At 65.1% G+C, this 20,936-nt stretch carries 20 protein-coding genes; 17 read left to right on the top strand and 3 right to left on the bottom strand.

All coding sequences use genetic code 11. The features are described from left to right. Nucleotides 1–27: 27 nt before the first annotated feature. The gene (locus tag AB4Y81_RS04690; protein WP_441995435.1) at nt 28–1,347 is read right to left on the bottom strand and encodes an MFS transporter; all 1,320 of its coding nucleotides are present in this window, start codon (nt 1,345–1,347) and stop codon (nt 28–30) included. Nucleotides 1,348–1,552: 205 nt separating this feature from the next. Between AB4Y81_RS04690 and AB4Y81_RS04685 the strand changes: the two genes are divergently transcribed. The 12 genes from AB4Y81_RS04685 (at nt 1,553) to AB4Y81_RS04630 (ending at nt 13,544) form a co-directional block, all read left to right on the top strand. Next, on the top strand, nt 1,553–2,323 hold the full coding sequence (locus AB4Y81_RS04685) for an IclR family transcriptional regulator (protein ID WP_039243448.1): 771 nt from the start codon (nt 1,553–1,555) through the stop codon (nt 2,321–2,323). Nucleotides 2,324–2,548: 225 nt separating this feature from the next. Next, the gene (locus tag AB4Y81_RS04680; RefSeq protein ID WP_018779353.1) at nt 2,549–3,466 is read left to right on the top strand and encodes a shikimate dehydrogenase; all 918 of its coding nucleotides are present in this window, start codon (nt 2,549–2,551) and stop codon (nt 3,464–3,466) included. After that, nucleotides 3,466–5,337 (top strand): bifunctional sugar phosphate isomerase/epimerase/4-hydroxyphenylpyruvate dioxygenase family protein, encoded by a 1,872-nt coding sequence (locus AB4Y81_RS04675; protein ID WP_079582310.1) that lies wholly within the window; start codon nt 3,466–3,468, stop codon nt 5,335–5,337. Before AB4Y81_RS04680 ends, AB4Y81_RS04675 begins: the two co-directional genes overlap by 1 nt. Nucleotides 5,338–5,378: 41 nt before the next feature. After that, entirely contained in the window at nt 5,379–6,248 is an 870-nt protein-coding gene (gene pcaH, locus AB4Y81_RS04670) for a protocatechuate 3,4-dioxygenase subunit beta (RefSeq protein WP_064722420.1), read from the top strand. Between the two features lie 4 nt (nt 6,249–6,252). Next, nucleotides 6,253–6,873 carry a protocatechuate 3,4-dioxygenase subunit alpha gene (pcaG, locus tag AB4Y81_RS04665; protein ID WP_354628191.1) on the top strand — a complete coding sequence of 207 codons (621 nt, stop codon included), beginning with the start codon at nt 6,253–6,255 and terminating at the stop codon, nt 6,871–6,873. Beyond that, nucleotides 6,870–8,291, top strand: coding sequence for a class-II fumarase/aspartase family protein (locus AB4Y81_RS04660; RefSeq protein WP_441995434.1), 1,422 nt, complete (start codon nt 6,870–6,872; stop codon nt 8,289–8,291). The genes pcaG and AB4Y81_RS04660 overlap by 4 nt, the downstream gene beginning before the upstream one ends. Next, entirely contained in the window at nt 8,284–9,093 is an 810-nt protein-coding gene (locus AB4Y81_RS04655) for an alpha/beta fold hydrolase (protein ID WP_394524817.1), read from the top strand. Before AB4Y81_RS04660 ends, AB4Y81_RS04655 begins: the two co-directional genes overlap by 8 nt. Continuing rightward, nucleotides 9,090–9,542, top strand: coding sequence for a 4-carboxymuconolactone decarboxylase (gene pcaC, locus AB4Y81_RS04650; protein ID WP_413305204.1), 453 nt, complete (start codon nt 9,090–9,092; stop codon nt 9,540–9,542). Before AB4Y81_RS04655 ends, pcaC begins: the two co-directional genes overlap by 4 nt. Before the next feature lie 42 nt (nt 9,543–9,584). Next, complete coding sequence (locus AB4Y81_RS04645; RefSeq protein WP_018779346.1) at nt 9,585–10,805, top strand: thiolase family protein; 1,221 nt, start codon at nt 9,585–9,587, stop codon at nt 10,803–10,805. Nucleotides 10,806–10,809: 4 nt separating this feature from the next. Beyond that, nucleotides 10,810–11,493, top strand: a complete 684-nt coding sequence (locus AB4Y81_RS04640) for a 3-oxoacid CoA-transferase subunit A (RefSeq protein WP_018779345.1) — start codon at nt 10,810–10,812, stop codon at nt 11,491–11,493. Nucleotides 11,494–11,495: 2 nt separating this feature from the next. After that, entirely contained in the window at nt 11,496–12,164 is a 669-nt protein-coding gene (locus AB4Y81_RS04635) for a 3-oxoacid CoA-transferase subunit B (protein WP_441995433.1), read from the top strand. A gap of 576 nt (nt 12,165–12,740) precedes the next feature. Then, nucleotides 12,741–13,544, top strand: coding sequence for an IclR family transcriptional regulator domain-containing protein (locus AB4Y81_RS04630; protein ID WP_018779343.1), 804 nt, complete (start codon nt 12,741–12,743; stop codon nt 13,542–13,544). A 58-nt stretch (nt 13,545–13,602) separates the two neighbouring features. Here the strand turns inward: AB4Y81_RS04630 and AB4Y81_RS04625 are convergent, their stop codons facing one another. Continuing rightward, the gene (locus tag AB4Y81_RS04625) at nt 13,603–13,947 is read right to left on the bottom strand and encodes an iron chaperone (protein ID WP_018779342.1); all 345 of its coding nucleotides are present in this window, start codon (nt 13,945–13,947) and stop codon (nt 13,603–13,605) included. 40 nt (nt 13,948–13,987) lie between these two features. Beyond that, nucleotides 13,988–14,386 (bottom strand): RidA family protein, encoded by a 399-nt coding sequence (locus AB4Y81_RS04620; RefSeq protein ID WP_018779341.1) that lies wholly within the window; start codon nt 14,384–14,386, stop codon nt 13,988–13,990. A gap of 135 nt (nt 14,387–14,521) precedes the next feature. Here AB4Y81_RS04620 and AB4Y81_RS04615 point away from each other — a divergent pair, with 135 nt between their 5' ends. The 5 genes from AB4Y81_RS04615 to AB4Y81_RS04595 all read left to right on the top strand — a co-directional run bounded on the left by AB4Y81_RS04615 (nt 14,522) and on the right by AB4Y81_RS04595 (nt 20,935). After that, nucleotides 14,522–15,370: a fumarylacetoacetate hydrolase family protein gene (locus AB4Y81_RS04615; protein ID WP_441995432.1), complete on the top strand. Its 849-nt coding sequence runs from the start codon at nt 14,522–14,524 to the stop codon at nt 15,368–15,370. A gap of 35 nt (nt 15,371–15,405) precedes the next feature. Next, nucleotides 15,406–15,888, top strand: coding sequence for a cupin domain-containing protein (locus AB4Y81_RS04610; RefSeq protein WP_055973957.1), 483 nt, complete (start codon nt 15,406–15,408; stop codon nt 15,886–15,888). Between the two features lie 3 nt (nt 15,889–15,891). Next, nucleotides 15,892–16,764, top strand: a complete 873-nt coding sequence (locus AB4Y81_RS04605) for an acyl-CoA thioesterase (protein ID WP_193590240.1) — start codon at nt 15,892–15,894, stop codon at nt 16,762–16,764. Nucleotides 16,765–16,835: 71 nt separating this feature from the next. Further along, nucleotides 16,836–18,530 (top strand): AMP-binding protein, encoded by a 1,695-nt coding sequence (locus tag AB4Y81_RS04600; protein WP_064722426.1) that lies wholly within the window; start codon nt 16,836–16,838, stop codon nt 18,528–18,530. Between the two features lie 14 nt (nt 18,531–18,544). Next, entirely contained in the window at nt 18,545–20,935 is a 2,391-nt protein-coding gene (locus tag AB4Y81_RS04595) for a bifunctional salicylyl-CoA 5-hydroxylase/oxidoreductase (RefSeq protein WP_441995431.1), read from the top strand. Nucleotide 20,936 lies beyond the last annotated feature (1 nt).

Raw genomic sequence — 20,936 nt, 5'->3', positions numbered from 1 at the left:
GTGCTGGAGCGCCGGAGAGGTGACGTTCTAGCGCAGGCCGAGTTCCGCCGTCGGGACCTTTGCCGATTCGCGTGCCGTGGAGGCCGAGACGATGGCGATGAGGCAGACGATGGCCGTGAAGATGGACACGGGAACCCATCCACCGGGTTTGGTGCCACCGATGGCGGTCACGATGGTCGGGGCGAAACCTGCGGCGAGGAAGCCGAGCTGCGTGCCGATGGCCAGGCCGGAGAAGCGGACCTTGGTGCTGAACATTTCACCGTAGAACGACGGCCAGACGGCGTTGGCGGCAGCGTAGCCAAGCGAGAAGTACACGACGGCGGCCAGGAACATCAGCGGCGTGGAACCGGACTCGAAGCTCAGGAAGAAGACCGGCGTCATGATGGCGCTGGCCACTGCTCCGTAGATGAACACGGGCTTGCGGCCGATGCGGTCTGCCAGCGTGCCGAAGAGCGGCTGGGTTCCCAGAGCCACGAGGTTGGCCACAACCACCAGCCATAGGGTGATGGTGCTGTTCACGTGCRCAACGTCCTGGGCGTACTTGATGGCCAGGGTGCCGAAGACCGTGCTGACTGCGGCAATGAACGCGCAGCAGATCACGCGGAGGACGTCCTGCCAGTGGTGCTTGAGGAGGTCGGCGATGGGGAGCTTGGCAATCTGGTTGTTCTTCTGTGCCTCAGCGAATGCGGGTGGCTCGTGCAGGGTGCGGCGGATGAAGAAGGCAACCAGCACCACTACTGCGCTGAGCCAGAACGGAATACGCCAGCCGATGCCGTACTTGATGTCATCCGGCAGTGCCACCACGGGAATGAACACGAGCGCTGCCAGGATCTGGCCGCCCTGCGTTCCCGTCAAGGTCCATGAGGTGAAGAAGGAGCGGCGGTTGTCCGGGGCGTGCTCCAAGGTCATGGATGACGCGCCGGCCTGCTCGCCCGCTGCCGACAAACCCTGGCAGAGCCGGGCAAGTACCAGGAGGATCGGGGCACCCCAGCCGATGGTTTTGAAGTCGGGGAGGCAGCCGATCACGAAGGTCGAGGCGCCCATGAGCACCAGGGTGAACATGAGGACCTTCTGCCGGCCGATCCGGTCGCCGAAGTGACCCAGGAACGCAGCGCCGATGGGCCGTGCAAGGTAGGCGAAGCCGAACGTGGCAAAGGACATGACGGCCGCATTGGTGTCTGCGTCCGGGAAGAAGACGTGCGGGAAAATCAAAGCCGCGGCAGATCCGAAGATGAAGAAGTCGTAGTACTCCACGGCGCTGCCCAGGAAGCTGGCGAGGGCAGCCTTCTTGGGTGTCCCGGTGGTTTCGGTGATGCCTGGCGTCGCTGACGGCATTGTTTGGCTCATTGGGTGTTCCTTCTGTGACGACGATGTCGCGAATAGAGCTTCAGCGGGAGACCCAAGCGAGGTGCGGCCGGTCAATCCCTTAGCTAGTAACCACATGGTGAGAGCTACTTGCGTAATACAGCAATGATCCCTGTGAGTATGGTCACTTGTCAAGAGGTGTAATCACCATCTAGAAATAGCTCTCACTATGTGAGAGCATCGGGTTATGAGTGTGAAAGAGGACACAAAGACCGACATGGTCGGCAAAGCCCTGGGCCTGCTGGTCCTGCTGGGAAACGAGCCGAAGGGTGCAAGTGCGGCGGATCTGGCAAGAAGCGCCGGACTGCCTTTCAGTACCACCTACCGGCTACTGGGCTCGTTGACCCGCGACGGATTCGTTGACTACGAACCCGATGGCCGCCGCTACCACCTGGGCCTGCGCGTCTTCCAGCTCGGACAACGCGTCTCCAACCACCACGGCTTCGCTGCCACAGCGCTGCCGGTCCTGCAGCGGGTCACCGACAGTACGCATGAGGCCACCATCCTCTCGGTCCGCGACGGCGACCACCACCTCACGGTCAACAAGGTGGACGGGCCCAAGACGTTCCGCGTCACCAGTGACCCCGGACATCTGGGAGCGTTGCACACGACGTCGGTGGGCAAGGCCCTGGTTGCGTTCGAGGATGAGCCCGAGCGAAAACGCCTGATCGAGGAACTTCCCCTGGACCCGCTCACTGAGCATTCCATCACCGACCGCGACAAGTTCCGGGCGGAAATTGAACAGGTGCGCCGGCAGGGCTACGCCGTGATGGACGAGGAAAACGAGATCGGCATGCGTGCCGTCGCTGTCCCGGTCCTCAACTCCCAGGGCCACGCGTTCGCTTCCCTGGCCACTGCCGTTCCGGTTTTCCGACTCAGCATGGAGGAACTCATCGCCCATGTGCCCACCCTGCAGGAGGCCGCGGCTGAACTCGCGGCCCGCCTGCCGCAGCGCTGAGCTTCGTTGCGGGGCCCGTTCTGCGCGCCAAACGCGACTCTTAGCGCGCAAAGCAGGCCCCGCAACGCAAAAATCAGCCCGACACAACGCATCTGGCACGTCCTTTGTTCGCGATAAGAACAAGCGTGCGGAATATGAACACTTGTAGTAATCTGGATAACACCCGGCCGTCGACGCCCCAGAAAACGTCAATGGCCGCGGTGCTGAAGTCAAAGGAGCTTTAGGATGAGCAACCGAGCCGAGTCCGTTCTGGTGGGCCTCGTTGGCGAAGGGGTCATGCCCTCGCTCACGCCGCCCATGCATGAACGCGAAGCCGATGTGCAGGGCCTTCGCTTGCTGTACCGCCCCATCGACCTGCTGGAGCTGGCCTTGCCGGCCGCCGCCGTCGGGGACCTCCTCACCGCAGCCGCCCGCATGGGCTTCAACGGCCTCAACATCACGCACCCGTGCAAGCAGCTGGTGCTTGGGCACCTTGATGAAATTTCCGACGACGCCGCGCGCCTGGGTGCCGTCAATACGGTCCTGATCCAGGACGGCCGGTTCATCGGACACAACACGGACTTCTCCGGCTTTGGTTCGGCCTTGAGGGATGGACTTCCGGACGCCACCTTGGGCCGCGTCGTCCAGCTTGGCGCCGGCGGGGCCGGTTCTGCCGTCGCCTACGCGCTCCTCAAGGCCGGTGTCACCACCCTGGACCTGGTGGACGTGGATCCCGCCCGGGCCGCGGAACGTGCCGATGAACTCAGCGGACTCTTCCCCGCGGCCACCGTCACCCCGCGCAGCACGGACGAACTCCCGCAGATCATGCCCCTCGCCGACGGCCTGGTGCACTGCACCCCGATCGGCATGGCCGCCCACCCCGGACTGCCGCTGGACCTGGGACTCGTGGAGCCGAGGCACTGGGTGGCGGACATCGTCTACCGCCCCATCGAAACGCAACTGGTCCGCGAAGCACGGGCCAAGGGCTGCAAAGTCCTCGACGGCGGCCGCATGGCAGTCGGTCAGGCGGCCGACGCCTTCAAACTCTTCACCGGACGGGACGCCGACCGCAACCGCATGCGGGAGCACTTCCTGGAGCTGATCGCCCTGGAAGACGCCGCAACCGCGCTCTCCGCCGGCACCCTCGCAAAGGCGGCCCACTGATGCGCACCGGAATCGCCACAGTCTGCCTGTCGGGCACCTTGAAGGAAAAGATGCAGGCCTGCGCCATCGCGGGCTTCGACGGCATCGAGATCTTCGAGCAGGACCTCGTCACGTCCCCGCTGAGTCCCGAGGACATCCGGAAGATGGCCGCCGACCTCGGCCTGGGCCTGGATCTCTACCAGCCGTTCCGGGATTTCGACGGCGTCACTCCGGACCTGCTGAAGGCCAACCTCAAGCGGGCCGAGGCCAAGTTCAAGCTCATGTCGCGCCTGGGCATGGACACCATCCTGGTCTGCTCCAACGTGGCCACGGCCACCATCGATGACGACCAGCTGCGGGCCGAACAGCTGGCAGCGCTCGCCGGACTGGCAGGAGACCACGGGGTCAAGGTTGCCTACGAGGCCTTGGCCTGGGGCAAGTACGTCAACGACTACGAGCACGCCTACCGCCTGGTGGAAATGGTGGACCATCCGAACCTCGGCACCTGCCTGGACTCCTTCCACATCCTTTCCCGCGACTGGGACACCGCCCCGATCGAGGACATTAACGCGGAGAAGATCTTCTTCGTGCAGGTTGCCGACGCCCCCAAGCTCTCCATGGACGTGCTCTCCTGGAGCCGCCACTACCGGGTCTTCCCCGGGGAGGGACAGTTCGAGCTCGCCAAGTTCATGGGCCACGTCGTCCGTGCGGGCTACACCGGGCCGGTATCGCTTGAGGTCTTCAATGACGTCTTCCGCCAGTCGGACGTGGAACGGACCGCAGTGGATGCCATGCGCTCACTCATCTGGCTGGAAGAACAGAGCGCAAAGTGGCTGGCCGGCACCTCCGCGGAAGCCGGAACGGAAGCAGCAGCCTCGTCCCGCCGTCGTTATCCCATGGAACTTGCCACGCTGCCCAAGGTCAACGAACCAGCCGGCTTCAACTTCGCCGAGGTCAAAGCCGACGACACCGCGCAGCTCGAGAAGCTCCTGGGGCAGCTCGGCTTCGGATTCGAGGGACGCCACCGCACCAAGGACGTCCAGCTCTGGACCATGGGCCAGGCGCGCGTCATCATCAACGAGCAGGCGGCCTCGCACTCGGAACCGGCCATCGCGGCCCTGGGGTTCGACGTCGACTCTCCAGTGATTGCCTCCGCTCGCGCCCAGCAACTCAAGGCGCCCGTAGTGGCGCGCAAGGTCCAGGCCGACGAGGAAGTCTTCCAAGGCATCTCCGCCCCGGACTCCACCGAGATCTTCCTGTGCCAAGGCAGCCCTGACGGAACCGCAGCCTGGACGCACGAGTTCGGCGAAGGCCTGGAACACGTTCCCAGCGGGCAGAACGCGGTCATTGACCACGTGAACCTCGCCCAGCCGTGGCAGCACTTTGACGAAGCCGTCCTCTTCTACACCAGCGCATTGGCCCTGGAACCGCTGCCGTTCGCAGAGGTCCCGAGCCCCAGCGGCCTGGTGCGCTCGCAGGTCATGGAAACCAGCACCGGCGCGGTGCGGCTGGTGCTGAACCTGGCGCCGGCCCAGCAAGCGCAGAACGCCCGCAAAACGTACCAGGAACACATCGCCTTCGCCGTGGACGACCTCGTGGCCACGGCGCGGTCCGCCCGGGACCGCGGCCTTGAGTTCCTGCAGATTCCGGCCAACTATTACGAGGACCTGGACGCACGGTTCGATCTTGAACCGGGCTTCCTGGCCACCCTCCAGGAGCTCAACCTCCTGTATGACCGGGACGCCAACGGCGAATTCCTCCACTTCTACACGGCCACAGTAGGCAGTGTGTTTTTTGAAATGGTGGAGCGCCGTGGCAGCTACAACGGCTACGGAGCCCCGAATGCCCCAGTCCGCCATGCCGTCCAATACGACTCACTTCACCGGGCATAGCTGCCCGAACCTCTCAAAGAATCCATAGAAAGGAGCCGGTTGTGCCGCAAGACAACACTGCACAAGCTCTAGAATCCGAGGAACTCGTGCCGCCAGCAGAGCCGCATGCCGCGCACGATGCCAAGAAGGTTGAGACGCAGGCGGACCTCAGTGCTGAGATCAAGGCCATCGGGGATCGTTACGCCCAAGCACTGAAGGACGGCAAAGGACCCGAAACCATGCCGCGGCTGGACTATGCGCCCTACCGCAGCAGCATCCTGCGCCACCCCACCAAGAGCCTGCACCACGCGGACCCGGAGACCATCGAGCTCTACTCGCCGGCCTTCGGACACCAGGACGTGCACGCACTGGAATCGGACCTGACCATCCAGCACAACGGCGAGCCGCAGGGTGAGCGCATCATCGTCGCCGGCCGCGTGCTGGACGGCGACGGCCGCCCGGTGGCCGGCCAGCTCGTGGAGATCTGGCAGGCCAACGCATCGGGCCGCTACATCCACAAGCGCGACCAGCACCCCGCACCGCTCGACCCGAACTTCACCGGCGTCGGACGCTGCATTACCGGCGCCGACGGCTCGTACTCCTTCACCACCATCAAACCCGGCGCCTACCCGTGGAAGAACCACCTGAATGCCTGGCGTCCGGCGCACATCCATTTCTCCATGTTCGGCTCGGAGTTCACGCAGCGCATCGTCACCCAGATGTACTTCCCGGGTGACCAGTTGTTCCCGTTGGACCCCATCTACCAATCGATCGTGGACCAGGACGCCCGCGACCGCCTGGTGGCACAGTACGACCACGAGCTGACCAGCCCCGAGTGGGCCCTCGGCTACAAGTGGGACATCATCCTGACCGGTTCCAAGCGGACCTGGACGGAAAACGAAGCATACGGCGACGCCGGGGACGAGGAGTAAGCACATGAGCAAGCTGACACCCACACCGGGCCAGACCGTGGGCCCCTTCTACGGCTACGCCCTCCCCTTCACCAAGGACAACGAGCTCCTGGCCCCGGGCAGCCCCGGCAGCATCCGCCTTCAAGGCACGGTGTACGACGGCGCGGGCAACCCCATCCCGGACGCCATCCTTGAGATCTGGCAGCCGGATACCGAAGGTAACATCGTCCAGCGCACCGGCTCCCTGGTCCGTGACGGCTACACGTTCACCGGCTGGGGCCGGGGCTCCGTGGGCAACTCCGGCGTGTACACGTTCACCACGGTCAACCCGGGTCCCACCAAGCCCGGAACGGCAGCGTTCATCTCGGTGGCCGTTTTCGCCCGCGGCCTCATGAACCGCCTCTTCACCCGCGTGTACCTGCCGGAAAACGAGGAAGCACTGGCCAATGATCCTTTGCTGAGCTCCCTGGATCCGGAACGCCGCAAGACGCTCATCGCCCGTCGCGACCCCGACGGTGGCCTCACCTGGGACATCCGCCTGCAGGGTGGCGACGAGACCGTGTTCCTGGACTTCCAGCAAGACGGTTCGCTCGACAACAGCGTCGGCAACAGCGGGGACTCGCCGGCAAGGGAAAACCTGGCATGATCGACGGCGACTTCGGCCTCCTCAGCCCCGTCTCGGCGTCGCCCACCGTGGCCGCGCTGACGGGCGACCGTGCCGTGATTGCGGCAATCCTCGACGTCGAAGCCGCCTGGGCGGCTGTCCTTGAGGAAGCCGGGCTTGCCCCGGCGGGATCCGCCGCTGTGGTGGCCGAAGCCGCCAACCCCGCGTCCTACGACGTCGCGGATATCGCTGAACGGGCCCAAGGCGGAGGCAACCCGGTGATTCCGTTGCTCGGCGACCTCCGCGCCCGGGTCCGCGGGCTGGACACCGCCGGCATCGGTGCGGGCAAGGCGGTCCACGCCTCGCTCACCAGCCAGGACGTCCTCGACTCCGCCCTCATGCTGCTCGCCTCCAGCACCATCGCGGCGCTGCTGGCCGAAGTCAAGGGCACGACGACGGCGCTCGCTACCTTGGCGGAACAGCATGCGGAAACGCTGTGCGTGGGCAGGAGCCTGACGCAGCATGCGCTTCCGTACTCGTTCGGGCTCAGGGCTGCGCAGTGGTTCCAGGGCGTGGCCGCCGCGGCTGCGCGCCTGGAGTCGTTGGAGTTGACCGTGCAGTTCGGCGGGGCCGGCGGAACCTTGGCCTCCGGGACCAGGCTGGCCGCGGGCTCCGGTTCAACGCCCTTCACACTGGCCGATTCGTGGGCGGCTGCGCTGGGGTTGGCCCCGGCGACGGCTCCCTGGCACACCAACCGCCTGGTGGTGACGGCCCTCGGTGACGGACTTGCGGCACTGGTCGATTCCTTCGGGAAGATCGCAGCGGACCTGTTGTTCCTGAGCCGTCCGGAGGTTGCCGAACTTGGTGAGCCGTTGGCTGCCGGCCGCGGTGTCTCTTCGGCCATGCCGCAGAAGCAGAATCCGGTGCTCTCCGTGCTGATCCGCAGCGCAGCGTTGCAGGCTCCCGGCCTCGCATCTCAGCTGCACCTGGCCGCGGCCACTTTCAATGACGAACGCCCCGACGGCGCCTGGCACAGCGAATGGCCGGCGCTGCGTCGCCTGCTGGGCCTGGCGATGGGCGCTGCTTCCCACCTCCGCGAACTCACCGAGGGTCTCCGTGTCTTCCCGGAAGCGATGCGCAGGAACCTGCAGTTGTCGGGCCCGCTGCTCCTCAGCGAAGGTGTGTCGGCCGCCGTCGCCCCTCTGCTGGGCGAGGACGGAAAGCAGAAGCTGCAGGCTGTCGTCGACCGGACCCTTGCGGCTCCGGCAACCGAACAGGGGGACACGTACCGCAAGCTCCTCCGTGAAACCGTTCCATCCAACAAGCTCTCCGACGCCGGGCTTGAGGCACTGCTGGATCCGGCAAGCTACCTGGGCGAGGCACAGGAAATCAGCCGTCGGATCCTCGCCGCCTACCCCGGCTTCACCGGATCCCCTGCGAAAGGAGCCCCTCGTGGCTAAGCCAACCATCAAGGCCGTGTTGCTGTCCCCGAAACGTGAACTCGGCGCGAAACCGCTCCTGGTGGTCGGCCCGTCGCTGGGTACCTCCACCGTTCTGTGGTCCGAAACCGCCGCGCTCCTGGGCGACGAATACGACGTCATCGGCTGGGACCTGCCCGGCCACGGCATCTCGCCGGCCGCCGCCGAAGGTTTCGACGTCGCGGACCTGGCGGACGCCGTCGTCGACCTTGTGGACTCTGTCACCGGAAACACGGCGGCGACGTTCCACTATGCGGGTGTCTCCCTGGGCGGGGCCACCGGCCTGCAGCTCGGCATCAAGCACGGCGACCGCCTCCGCAGCTTGTCCGTCCAGTGCTCCGGGCCGAAGCTCGGCACTCCGGAGGGCTGGCTGGACCGTGCAGAAACCGTGCGCTCGCTGGGTACTCCGGTGATGATCCAGGGTTCCGCTGAGCGCTGGTTCGGCCACGGATTCATGGAGCGCCAGCCGGAGATCAGCAGCCGCCTGCTGCACGCACTCCGCGACGCCGACAGGTTCAGCTATTCGTTCTGCTGCGAAGCCCTGGCCCGTTTGGACGTCCGCGATCAGCTCGGCAGCATCACCGTCCCCACGCAGGTGATTGCCGGTGAAGAGGACCAGGTCGCACCGCCGTCGATGGCTGAAGAGCTTGTCAACAGCATCGTCGCCGGTGGCGGCACTGCTGAGGCCGTGACGCTCGACGGCGTCGGGCACCTCGCGCCCGCAGAGGCACCGAAAGTCGTGGCATCGCTGATGCGCACCTTCATGAAGGAGAACGGACGATGAGCCCTACGGCTTCCGAAAGCAACGACGCGGCTCGCAACGGTGCCGTGCAGGCGGACGCCACCGCGCAGGATATCTACGACGCCGGCATGGTGGTCCGCCGCGAAGTGCTCGGCGACGCGCACGTGGACCGGGCGAATGCCGGCAAGGATTCCTTCACCGAGGACTACCAGGACATGATCACCAGGATTGCCTGGGGTGGCATCTGGACGCGGCCTGGCCTGAGCCGGCAAATGCGTTCCGCAGTCACCCTCACGGCGCTGGTGGCGCACGGTCACTGGGAAGAGCTGGCCATGCACGTCCGGGCAGCCCTCAACAACGGCCTGAGCAGGGACGAAATCAAGGAAATTCTGCTGCAGACCGCCATTTATTGCAGTGTGCCGTCGGCCAACTCGGCCTTCAAGACGGCCCAAAAAGTATTCGCCGAAATCGACGCCACCGAACCCAACTGACCCCAGGTCCCTGGTTGGTCAGGCAGAAACGAAGGAAACACCATGAACCAGGCTTTTGTGTACGACGCCGTGCGCACGCCCTTTGGCAAGTTCGGCTCCGGCCTTGCCGCTGTCCGTCCCGATGACCTTGCCGCGCACGTGGTCCGCGAGTCCGTGAAGCGGGCACCCGGGCTGGATGTTGAGCGGATCGACGAGGTCGTGTTCGGCAACGCCAACGGCGCCGGCGAGGAAAACCGCAACGTGGCCCGCATGGCCACCCTGTTGGCCGGCCTGCCCGTGTCCATTCCGGGCACCACGGTCAACCGTTTGTGTGGCTCGTCCCTGGACGCGGCCATCATTGCTTCGCGCCAGATCAACGCCGGCGACGCCGACCTCATGCTGGTGGGCGGCGCCGAGTCCATGTCCCGTGCGCCGTGGGTGCTGCCCAAGACGTCCAAGCCCTACCCGGCCGGTGACATGACCCTGGCATCCACCACGCTTGGTTGGCGTTTGGTGAACCCGGCCATGAACAAGGACTGGACCATCTCCCTGGGCGAAGCCACCGAACGGCTGCGCGAGAAGTACGGGATCACCCGGGAACGGCAGGACGCTTTTGCGGCGGACTCGCACAACCTGGCCGACGCCGCGTGGAACGAAGGCTTCTACGATTCTTTGGTCACGGCGGTTCCGGGCACTGATCTCGTCCGGGACGAGGGCATCCGTGCCGGTTCTTCCGCTGAGAAGCTTGCGGGTTTGAAGACCGTGTTCCGCCCTGAGTCTGACGGGCCCGACGGCGGTACGGTCACCGCCGGGAATGCCTCGCCTTTGTCCGATGGTGCTTCGGCTGCGTGGATCGGTTCGGAAGCCGCTGCGGGGATTCTTGGTTTGGATCCCTTAGCCCGTATTGCCGGCCGTGGCGCGCATGGCAACGATCCCCAGTTCTTCGGTTTCGCCCCGGTGGAGGCCGCGAACAAGGCCCTGGCGAAGGCGGGCATCGGCTGGGACCAGGTGGGCGCCGTCGAACTTAACGAAGCGTTCGCCGCGCAATCGCTGGCGTGCGTTGACGCGTGGGGGATCGACCCCGGAATCGTGAACCGCCACGGCGGTGCGATCGCGATGGGCCACCCGCTCGGCGCCTCCGGTACCCGCATCCTGGGCACGCTCGCACGGTCCCTGCAGGCTTCCGGTCAGCGCTGGGGCGTCGCGGCGATCTGCATCGGCGTCGGTCAAGGCCTGGCCGTGGTGCTGGAAAACGTAACTGCCGGAGTTTCAGAAGGAGTCTAGGGCGATGTTGAATTTCATTGACACTGTTGGCGAGGCTGTCGCCGGCATCAAGGACGGGTCCACGGTGATGATCGGCGGGTTCGGCAATGCCGGGCAGCCGTTCGAACTCATTGATGCCCTGATGGACTGCGGGGCGAAGGACCTGACCGTGGTGAACAACAACGCCGGCCAGGGCGATCAGGGCCTGGCGTTGCTGATCAAGGAAGGCCGGGTCCGCAAGATGATCTGTTCCTTCCCGCGGCAGTCCGACTCCTGGCACTTCGACGCCAAGTTCCATGCCGGTGAGATCGAACTGGAGCTCGTGCCGCAGGGCAACCTGGCCGAGCGTATCCGAGCAGCCGGCGCAGGGATTGGCGGGTTCTTCACCCCCACCGGCTACGGCACCACCTTGGCTGAAGGCAAGGAAACCCGGTTGCTGGACGGGAAGTGGCAGGTGTTCGAGACGCCGATCCACGCCGACGTCGCGCTGATCAAGGCGCTCAAGGCCGACGGCAAGGGCAACCTCGTCTACCGCAAGACCGCCCGTAACTTCGGCCCGATCATGGCCGCCGCAGCCAAGCACACCATTGTGCAGGTCTCGGAGATCGTCCCCACCGGTTCGCTGGATCCGGAGAACGTGGTGACACCCGGTATTTACGTCAACAGCGTGGTCCGCGTCGGCGGTTCCCGAGCAGAGCAGGTGGCCTGATCATGAGCACCCAGACAAGCATCCAAACCTCCGAAAAGCCGCTGGGCCGTGACGAACTCGCCCAGCTGGTGGCCCGCGATATCGCTCCCGGTTCGTTCGTGAACCTGGGCATTGGCCAGCCGACGCTCGTGTCCAACTACCTCACCGAGGAACAGAACATCACGCTCCACACGGAGAACGGGATGCTCGGCATGGGCCCGGCAGCTGTTGGCGAGGAGATTGACGGCGATTTGATCAATGCCGGCAAAATCCCCGTCACCGAACTTCCCGGAGCTTCGTACTTCCACCACGCCGACTCGTTCGCGATCATGCGCGGCGGGCACCTGGACATCTGCGTCCTCGGGGCCTTCCAAGTCTCCGCCACCGGCGACCTCGCCAACTGGCACACCGGGGCCCCGGACGCTATTCCCGCCGTGGGTGGCGCGATGGACCTCGCCACCGGCGCCAAGGGTGTCTTCGTGATGATGACCCTGCTGACCCGCGAGGGCGTGTCCAAGCTCGTGGAGAAGTGCACGTACCCGCTGACCGGCGTCGGCTGCGTGACCCGCGTCTACACGGACAAGGCAGTGTTCCTCACAGGACCCGACGGCGTCACCGTCCGCGAGACCTTCGGCTGCACCTTCGACGAGATCCAGGAACTCGTGCCCCTTCCGCTGAAAAAGGCAGAGTAGGCCCCGCAAATCTGGGCTCCCCCGCGTTGTGAGGCCCGCTCTGCATCCCCACCGCCTCCCTAACCTCGCAAGCTCGGTCAGGGAATCCGGGCGGCGTGGGCCCTGTCTTGGCATGGCGCGCAGGGTAGGCCCCGCAAATCTGGGCTCCTCGTTGTGAGGCCCGCTTTGCATATTATTTTTCCCGCTTAGGGCGCAAAGCGGACCCCGCAAGTTTGGGCTCCTCGTTGTGAGGCCCGCTCTACATCCCCACCGCCTCCCTAACCTCGCAAGCTCGGTCAGGGAACCCGGGCGGCGTGGGCCCTGTCTTGGCATGGCGCGCAGGGTAGGCCCCGCAAGTTTGGGCTCCTCGTTGCGAGGCCCGCTCTACGTGCTATCCCCTTGGCATGGCGCGCAGAGTAGGCCCCGCAAGTTTGGGCTCCCCGTTGTGAGGCCCGCTTTGCGTGCTATCCCCTCGGCATAGCCCGCAGAGTAGGCCCCGCAAGTTTGGGCTCCTCGTTGCGGGGCCCGCTTTGCATGTTATTTTTCCCGCTTAGGGCGCAAAGCGGGACCCCGCAACGCCACCTAGGATTGGTAACCATGACCGACTCCGCAGTTACCCCGCAGGCCAGCGACCAGTACGTCCAGTCGCTGGCCCGGGGCCTCGCCGTGATCCGGGCGTTCGACGCAAACAACCCCGTCATGACGTTGAGCGAAGTCGCAGCCCGCACGGACCTGACCCGCGCCACGGCTCGCCGGTTCCTGCATACCCTGGTTGAGCTCGGCTACGTCCGCACTGACGGAAAGACCTTTGCGCTCACGGCCAAAGTGCTGCAGCTCGGCTACTCGTACCTCTCCGCCCTGTCCCTGCCGCAACTCGCCCAGCCCCACTTGGAGCAGCTCAGCCTGAAACTTGGGGAATCCACGTCGGCCGCAGTCCTCGACGGGCAGGACATTTTCTACGTGGCGCGGGTCGCCACCAAACGCATCATGAACGTCGGAATCACGGTCGGCACGCGGTTCCCCGCCTACGCGACATCCATGGGCCGGGTGCTGCTTGCCGGACTTCCGCAGGCCAAGCTCGAGGCATACCTGACGACGGCGGAACTCACCCCGCTCACGCCGCGAACCGTCGCCAGCGTGCCCGACTTGAGGGCCGCCGTCGAGCGTGTCCGTCAGCAGGGCTGGTGCCTGCTTGACCAGGAGCTGGAACTCGGGCTGATGTCCATCGCTGCCCCGGTCTGGAACCACAACAACGGGGACAACGTGGCCGCGATCAACGTGTCCCTGCAGGCCCAGGCCGTTGCGGCGCAGCCGGATCCGGACCAGTACCTGGAGGAAGTGCGGCAGCAGGTGGTGGCGACCGCCGACGCCATTTCCCAGGACGTCTCGGCCAAGCACTGAGTTTTTGTACAGCTAATGCCCTCAATCTGGCCTCATAAGGGCATCAGCTGTACAAAAACTACTTCCGGATCGCCGCGAGCCGCGTTTCCAGAATCCGCCGCACCATGGAGTCGGGCACGGGGTTGTCCGCGGAGAACCTCAATGTTCCCGGCGACCACGAGTACCCGCCAAGCTCCTCTGACATTTCGGGGAGGATCTGGCCGCTGAACGGGTACAGCGCCAAGTGCTTCTTCGTTTCGAGCACGCTCACGAAGCCCTTGCCATCCACCAGCAACGCGGGCATCCCATAACTGGTGCCTTCCTCGGCATCAGGGGCAAGCTCCCGCGCGATCCCGACGATCCGTTCCAACGGACCCCGGTTGCCGGCGCTGACAGTGTCCAGGTATTCGGTGACAGTTCCCATAGGGACATGCTTCACCACGGGAACCCGCCAGGCCAGAGGCTTAGCGCTCCGGGATGACCGCGATGCCCTGGATCTCGATCAACGCTTCCTTCTGCCACAGGCGCGTGACGCCGATGCCGGCCATGGCCGGGTACTGCGAGCCCGCCATTTCACGCCACAGCCGTCCGATTTCCCGGCCGTTGGCCATGTAGTCGTCAACGTCGGTGAGGTAGATGGTCACGTTGACCAGGTCTTCAGGTTCGCCGCCGGCCTCGCGCAGGGTGGTGAGCACGTTGGTGAACGCCTGTTTGAACTGCTCCACAATCCCGCCGGGAACGATGTTCATGTTCTTGTCCAACGCTGTCTGCCCGCCCAGGAAGACCGTGTTGCCGGCCAGGATTCCGTGCGCGTAGCCGGATGGTTTGGCCAGTGACTCCGGGTTGATTGTTGTGTGGCTCATGCTGTTCCTCCTCGGTTGTGGCAACGGCAAAAACTTTTGAAAAGCCCCTGTGCAGATCATTTCCGCCGTGCTACGTTGAGCATATGTGACGATCGTAAAAAAGTCGACACATCCAGAATCTCGAAGGGAAAAGCAATGAAACTCGCCACTTTGCGCACGGCCAACGGAGGAACGACGGCGGCCATCGCCACCGGCGACGACGCCTGGCTCGCGCTTCCGGCCAGCGACGTCGGCGCACTCCTGGGCCGGTCGGACTGGCGGGCTCTCGTGGAGGAAACGCAGGCATCCGGAGCTCCGGTCATCACCGGCGCCGACCCTGCCCCGTTGCTTCCCCGAGCCGGCAAAGTCATCTGCTGCGGCCTGAACTACGGCGACCACATCCAGGAAATGGGCAGGGAGCTTCCCGAATACCCCACCTTGTTCGCCAAGTACGCGGACACCCTGGTAGGCGCCAACGACGCCGTGGAAGTCCACGGCAGTGACCGCGTCGACTGGGAAGCCGAACTCGCCGTCGTCGTGGGTTCCGAGCTGTACCGGGCGGACGAGGACCAGGCCCGCGAAGCCATCGCCGGGTACACCGTTGCCAACGACGTCTCCATGCGCGACTGGCAGAACCGGACCCTGCAGTGGTTCCAAGGCAAGGCCTGGGACCGCACTACCCCGGTGGGGCCGGTCATGCTGACCGCGGACGAGGCCGGGGAGAGTTTTGACGTCCGCGGCTACGTCAACGGCGAGCTCGTGCAGCAGGGAAACACCAGCACCCTGGTGTTCGGACCGGCACAACTGCTGTCCTACATCTCCCGGTTCACTGTCCTGCGCCCCGGCGACCTCGTGCTCACCGGAACGCCCGGGGGAGTGGGCATGGGCATGACTCCGCCCCGCTTCCTGAAGGACGGGGATGTCCTCACCACCGAAATCGACGGGATCGGCCGGCTGGAAAACCTGTTCCGGATCTATGCCGACGTCGCAGTCCCCGCGTCATAACAAACGTCCCGAAACCCAGACAAAGGAGAAACCCCATGAGCCAGACAACCACTGAATACGTCCTCGACGGCGACAACTCCATCTACGCCCAGCCTGACGGTAAGGTTGTCCCGGTTGTTACCCGCGCCGGTGCAGAAGACACCAACACCGCACAGTCCGGCGATTGCATCCGCGTCTCCGGCGTCAGCATCCAGCACACCCCGGCGACCAAGATCTGGTTCGGCCAGGTGTCCAACACCCCCGGGTACCGTTCATTGCCGCACCACCACGGTGAGGCCGAAACCGGCGGCTATGTGCTCCGGGGCCACGGCCGGATCTACTTTGGCGAGAACTACTCGGAGTTCCTGGACATGAAGGCCGGCGACTGGGTCTTCGTGCCCCCGTTCATGCCCCACGTCGAGGCCAACATGTCCGTCACGGAAGACCTCGTGTGGCTGACCGCCCGCACCCCGGAAAACCTCGTGGTCAACCTCGAGGACGTTCCGGACGAGACCCTCGCCGACTACCGCAGGGCGTAGGCCATGATCACTGGAACCCTGACCTCGGAGACCTTCCTCCGCGCCGTCCAGCTGACCCCGGCAACGCCGGAGGTTTTCGACGAAGCGTATGAAGCAACCACGCAGTACGTACCGTGGCCAAAAGCCTATGGTGGAGACATGGTGGCCCAAGCCGCAGCAGCCATGATGCGCTCGGTGGACGCTGACAGGACATTGCACTCGATGCACAGCTACTTCATGCGTCCGGTGGATATAGGTTCCAGTGTCCGCTACGAAGTCGAGCGCCTTCGGGACGGCCGCGGATACTCCACGCGTACAGTCCGCGGCTTCCAGAACGGCAAGCCGGTGTACGCCGCGATGGGTTCCTTCCAGGTTCCCGAGGACGGGCCGGACTTCCAGCCTGAGGCGCCTGCCGCCGTCGAGCCTGAATCCCTGCGGTCAGCGGCGGAAGCGCTTGAAGCGGCCGACGGCGCGGCGGCGGAGTACTGGTCGACGGGACGCAGCTTCGACATGCGCCATATTCCCGGTCCGGTATATATCGAACTGGAGGGCGGCATGGTCCCCCAGCAGGCCATCTGGGTCAAAGCCTTCGATGCCTTGCCGGACGACGCCGACCTCCACCGCACAGCCCTTGCCTACGTCTGCGACTACACGATCCTGGAGCCGCTCCTCCGGGTCAATGGATTGAACTGGTCCAGCCCCGGCCTCGCAACGGCGAGTTTGGACCACTCCATGTGGTTCCACCGCGACGGCCGTGCCGACGAATGGGTGCTGTATGCCCAGGAAGCCGTATCCGGTCAGAGCAACAGGGGCCTGGCCATGGGCCGGTTCTTCGACCGGCAAGGCAGGCTCCTGGCAACAGTCGCCCAGGAAGGCATGATCCGCGCGGGTTCCTGACCGGCCCGCAACCCGCACGCCCCAAAACGCCCATCCCCAGCTTCAACGACGCACCACTGAAAGGAACGGCCATGAGCATGTTGCCATCGGCCCACGTGGACACGTTCACCCGCGACCACCTGCCGCCCGCCGATACCTGGCCGGCGCTCGAATTCACCCTCCCCGAACTCCAATACCCGGACCGGCTCAACGCTGCCGCYGTGCTGATCGACGACGCTGTCGAGCAATACGGTGCCGACCGTCCCGCCCTCCGCACTCCAGACGGCGTTGTCTGGAGCTACGGCGAGCTGCAAACCCGTTCCAACCAGGTGGCCCAGGTCCTCACCGAAGACCTCGGCGTGGTTCCCGGCAACCGTGTGCTGCTGCGCGGTCCCAACAACCCGTGGATCGTCGCGGCCTGGCTCGGCGTCCTGAAGGCCGGCGCCGTGGTGGTCACCACCATGCCCATGCTGCGCTCCACCGAGGTCGCCACCCTGATCGGGCTTACCAAGCCGGTGGTTGCGATTTCCGACCACCGCTTCGTGGACGAGCTCGCGATCGCGGCAGGGGACGATGTCACTGTCCTGGCGTACGGATCGACCACCGGTAACGCGGACGACGACGGCGACCTCACCTCCCGTTGCGGGCGCAAGAGCGGGGAGTTCACCGCTGTGGACACGGCCGCGGACGACGTTGCCCTGCTGGGACCGACCTCGGGTACAACCGGTGTGCCCAAGGTGACCATGCATTTCCACCGCGACATCCTGGCCAACGCCGACACGTTTGCCCGGTACATCCTGCAACCCACGGCTGACGATGTCTTTGCGGGCTCACCTCCGCTTGCGTTCACGTTCGGACTCGGGGGCCTGGTGGTCTTCCCGCTCCGCTTCGGCGCGTCATCCCTCCTCACCGAGAAAGCCGGACCGGTGGAACTGGCAGAGCACGCAGCCGCAGCCGGTGCCACCATCCTGTTCACCGCCCCCACGGCGTACCGGGCCATCCTGAAGGAGAAGCGCGGAGATCTTCTGCGCAGCCTGCGGATTGCCGTCTCTGCCGGAGAGCACCTTTCCAAGGAGACCTGGGAAGCCGTCCGTGAAGCCACAGGCCTGCGCCTGGTCAATGGAATCGGGGCCACGGAGATGCTGCACGTCTTCATCTCCGCTGCCGGGGACGATATCCGTCCTGGAACCACGGGGCGTGCTGTGCCGGGGTTCAGGGCCACCATCCTGGACAACGACGGCAACGAACTCGGCGCGGGCAACATCGGCCGCCTAGCAGTCATCGGGCCCACCGGGTGCCGCTACCTGGATGATCCCCGGCAGGCGAACTACGTGGTGCGAGGCTGGAACGTCACCGGGGATACCTTTGCCATGGATGCCGATGGGTACTTCACCTACCAGGCCCGCTCGGACAACATGATCGTCTCCTCCGGGTACAACATCGGCGGGCCGGAGGTTGAATCGGCCATAGACCAGCACCCGGATGTCGTGGAAAACGCGGTCATCGGCATCCCGGACGAGGAACGCGGCAGCATCGTCTGCGCTTTCGTTGTCCTGCGCGACGGAGTCACCGGCGACGCCGCCAAGCGCAAGGAAATCCAGGACTTCGTGAAGCAGACCATCGCGCCCTACAAGTACCCCCGGGACGTCCGCTTCGTCACCGGACTCCCGCGCAATCCCAGCGGCAAACTCCAGCACTTCAAGCTCCGCGAAGGAGTCCTTGCACAGGACGCCGGGAGCGCGAGCCAAACCCCGCAACTTACCCCTGCCGGCCAGAGCCAGGCCTGAAAAGGAGCATCACCATGAAGATCGCAATCGTTGGAGGCGGCCCGGGTGGCCTGTACTTCGCAGCACTGATGAAGCAGCTGGACCCGTCCCACGACATCACCCTCTGGGAACGCAACGCTGCCAGCGACACCTTCGGATTCGGCGTCGTGTTTTCCGATGAGACCCTCGGCGGCATCGGCAACGCCGACCCCGTGGTGGCCGAATACATGAGCCGTCGGTTCGCCCGCTGGTCCGACATCGACATCCACTTCCGTGGCGAGATGAAGACGGTGGGTGGGCAGGGGTTTGCGGCAATGAGCCGCAAGGAACTCCTTGAGTTGCTCCAGCGCCGCTGCATCGAACTGAACGTGGATGTCCGGTTCAGCACCATGGCGCCGCCGGTGGAGGAACTCGAGGCCAATTACGATCTTGTCCTGGCCGCCGACGGAATCAACTCCCAGATCCGCGCCCGGTATGCGGAGTCCTTCAAACCGAACCTGGATCCGCGGACCAACAAGTTCATGTGGCTGGGCACCAACCAGGTCTTTGAGGCCTTCAAGTTCTTCGTGAAGGAAACCGAGTGGGGCGTCATGCAGATCCACGGCTACCCCTACTCGGATGAGGGCTCCACGTTCATTGTGGAAATGCACCAGGACGTGTGGCACGCCGCGGGCTTCGACGAGACCGCCAACGAGGTTTTCCCGCCGGGCGTCTCGGACGAAAAGGCCATCGCCAAAATCCGCGACATCTTCGCCGAGGAACTGGACGGCTACGAGGTCCTGAGCAACAACTCCAAGTGGATCAACTTCACCACGGTCCGCAACGAGAGCTGGCGCCACAACAACGTGGTCCTGCTGGGCGACGCTGCCCACACGGCCCACTTCTCCATCGGCTCCGGGACCAAGCTGGCCATGGAGGACTCCCTGGCCCTGGCTGCGTGCCTGCACGAGCACCCCTCGGTGGAGCAAGCACTGGAGGCCTACGAGGCCGAACGCCGGCCCGTGGTGGCGTCGACCCAGCGTGCAGCCCAGGCTTCCCTTGAATGGTTCGAGCGCATCGGCCAGTATAAGGACCAGGATCCCACCCAGTTCGCGTTCAACCTGCTCACCCGCAGCCGCCGCATCACTCAGGAGAACCTGCGCTTGCGGGATCCCGGATTCGCCGAGGCGGTGGAGCGTAACTTCGCTGAATCCCAGGGCCTTGGCGACGTTGCCCCGGCCATGTTCCAGCCGTTCCGCCTCGGAGGGCTGGAGCTCAAGAACCGCATTATCGTCTCCCCGATGGACATGTACTCCGCTATTGACGGGGTCCCGGGCGACTTCCACAAGGTCCACCTGGGGTCCAAGGCGCTGGGCGGTGCGGGGCTGGTCATGACCGAGATGGTGTGCGTTTCCGAAACGGGCCGCATCACCCCCGGCTGCACCGGCCTGTACACCGATGGCCAGCGTGACAGCTGGAAGGAGATCGTGGACTTCGTTCACAGCCGCTCCACCGCCAAGATCGGCGCGCAGCTGGGCCACTCCGGCCGCAAGGGCTCCACCAAGCTCATGTGGGAGGGCATCGACCAGCCGCTCGAGTCGGGAAACTGGACCGCCGTCGGGCCTTCCGCCCTGCCGTACAGCGCCGAAAACCAGACCCCGGTGGAATTGGACCGTGCCGGCATGGATGCCATCAAGGCGGAGTTCGTTGCCTCCACCGTCCGTGCCGAGGAGGCAGGTTTCGACCTTCTGGAGATCCACGCAGCCCACGGCTACCTGCTCTCCTCCTTCCTTTCGCCGGTTTCCAACAAGCGGACCGACGAATACGGCGGCAGCTTGGAGAACCGGCTGCGGTTCCCGTTGGAAGTGTTCGACGCCGTTCGCGCGGCCTGGCCTGCCGGCAAGCCTTTGACGGTACGCATCTCAGCGACCGACTGGATCGAGGGTGGCAACACGTCTGACGATTCCGTGGAGATCGCCCGGGCTTTTGTGGCCCACGGCGCTGCCGGCTTGGACGTCTCCACCGGCCAGGTGGCCAAGGAAGAGAAGCCCGCCTTCGGCCGCAGCTACCAGACGCCGTTCGCTGACCGTATCCGCCAGGAAGTGGCCGCTCCGGCAGATGTGGCGGTGATCGCCGTCGGCGCTATCTCAAGCTACGACGACGTCAACTCGATCCTCCTTGCCGGCCGTGCGGACCTCATCGCCCTGGGCCGCACGCACCTGTACGATCCGCAGTGGACCCTGCATGCCGCCGCTGAGCAGGAGTACCAGGGGCCCGGCGCCCAGTGGATCCCGCAATTCCGGGCGGGACGCCGCAAGCCACCGAGCTCGCGCACTGACGCCGTCCGTCCCCGCCTTTCGTTGCTGAAGGAAGCGGACATCGATGAGGCCACCACGCACCTCCGGTGGACCCCGGCGTCGGCTGCTGCATCGGTTTTGGTGAAGTAGC

Source organism: Paenarthrobacter sp. TAF1 (genome assembly GCF_052113825.1).
Taxonomy (GTDB): Bacteria; Actinomycetota; Actinomycetes; order Actinomycetales; family Micrococcaceae; genus Arthrobacter; species Arthrobacter nicotinovorans.
Note: the sequence above shows the minus strand (reverse complement) of the source record. Positions and strands in the feature narration are given on the sequence as shown.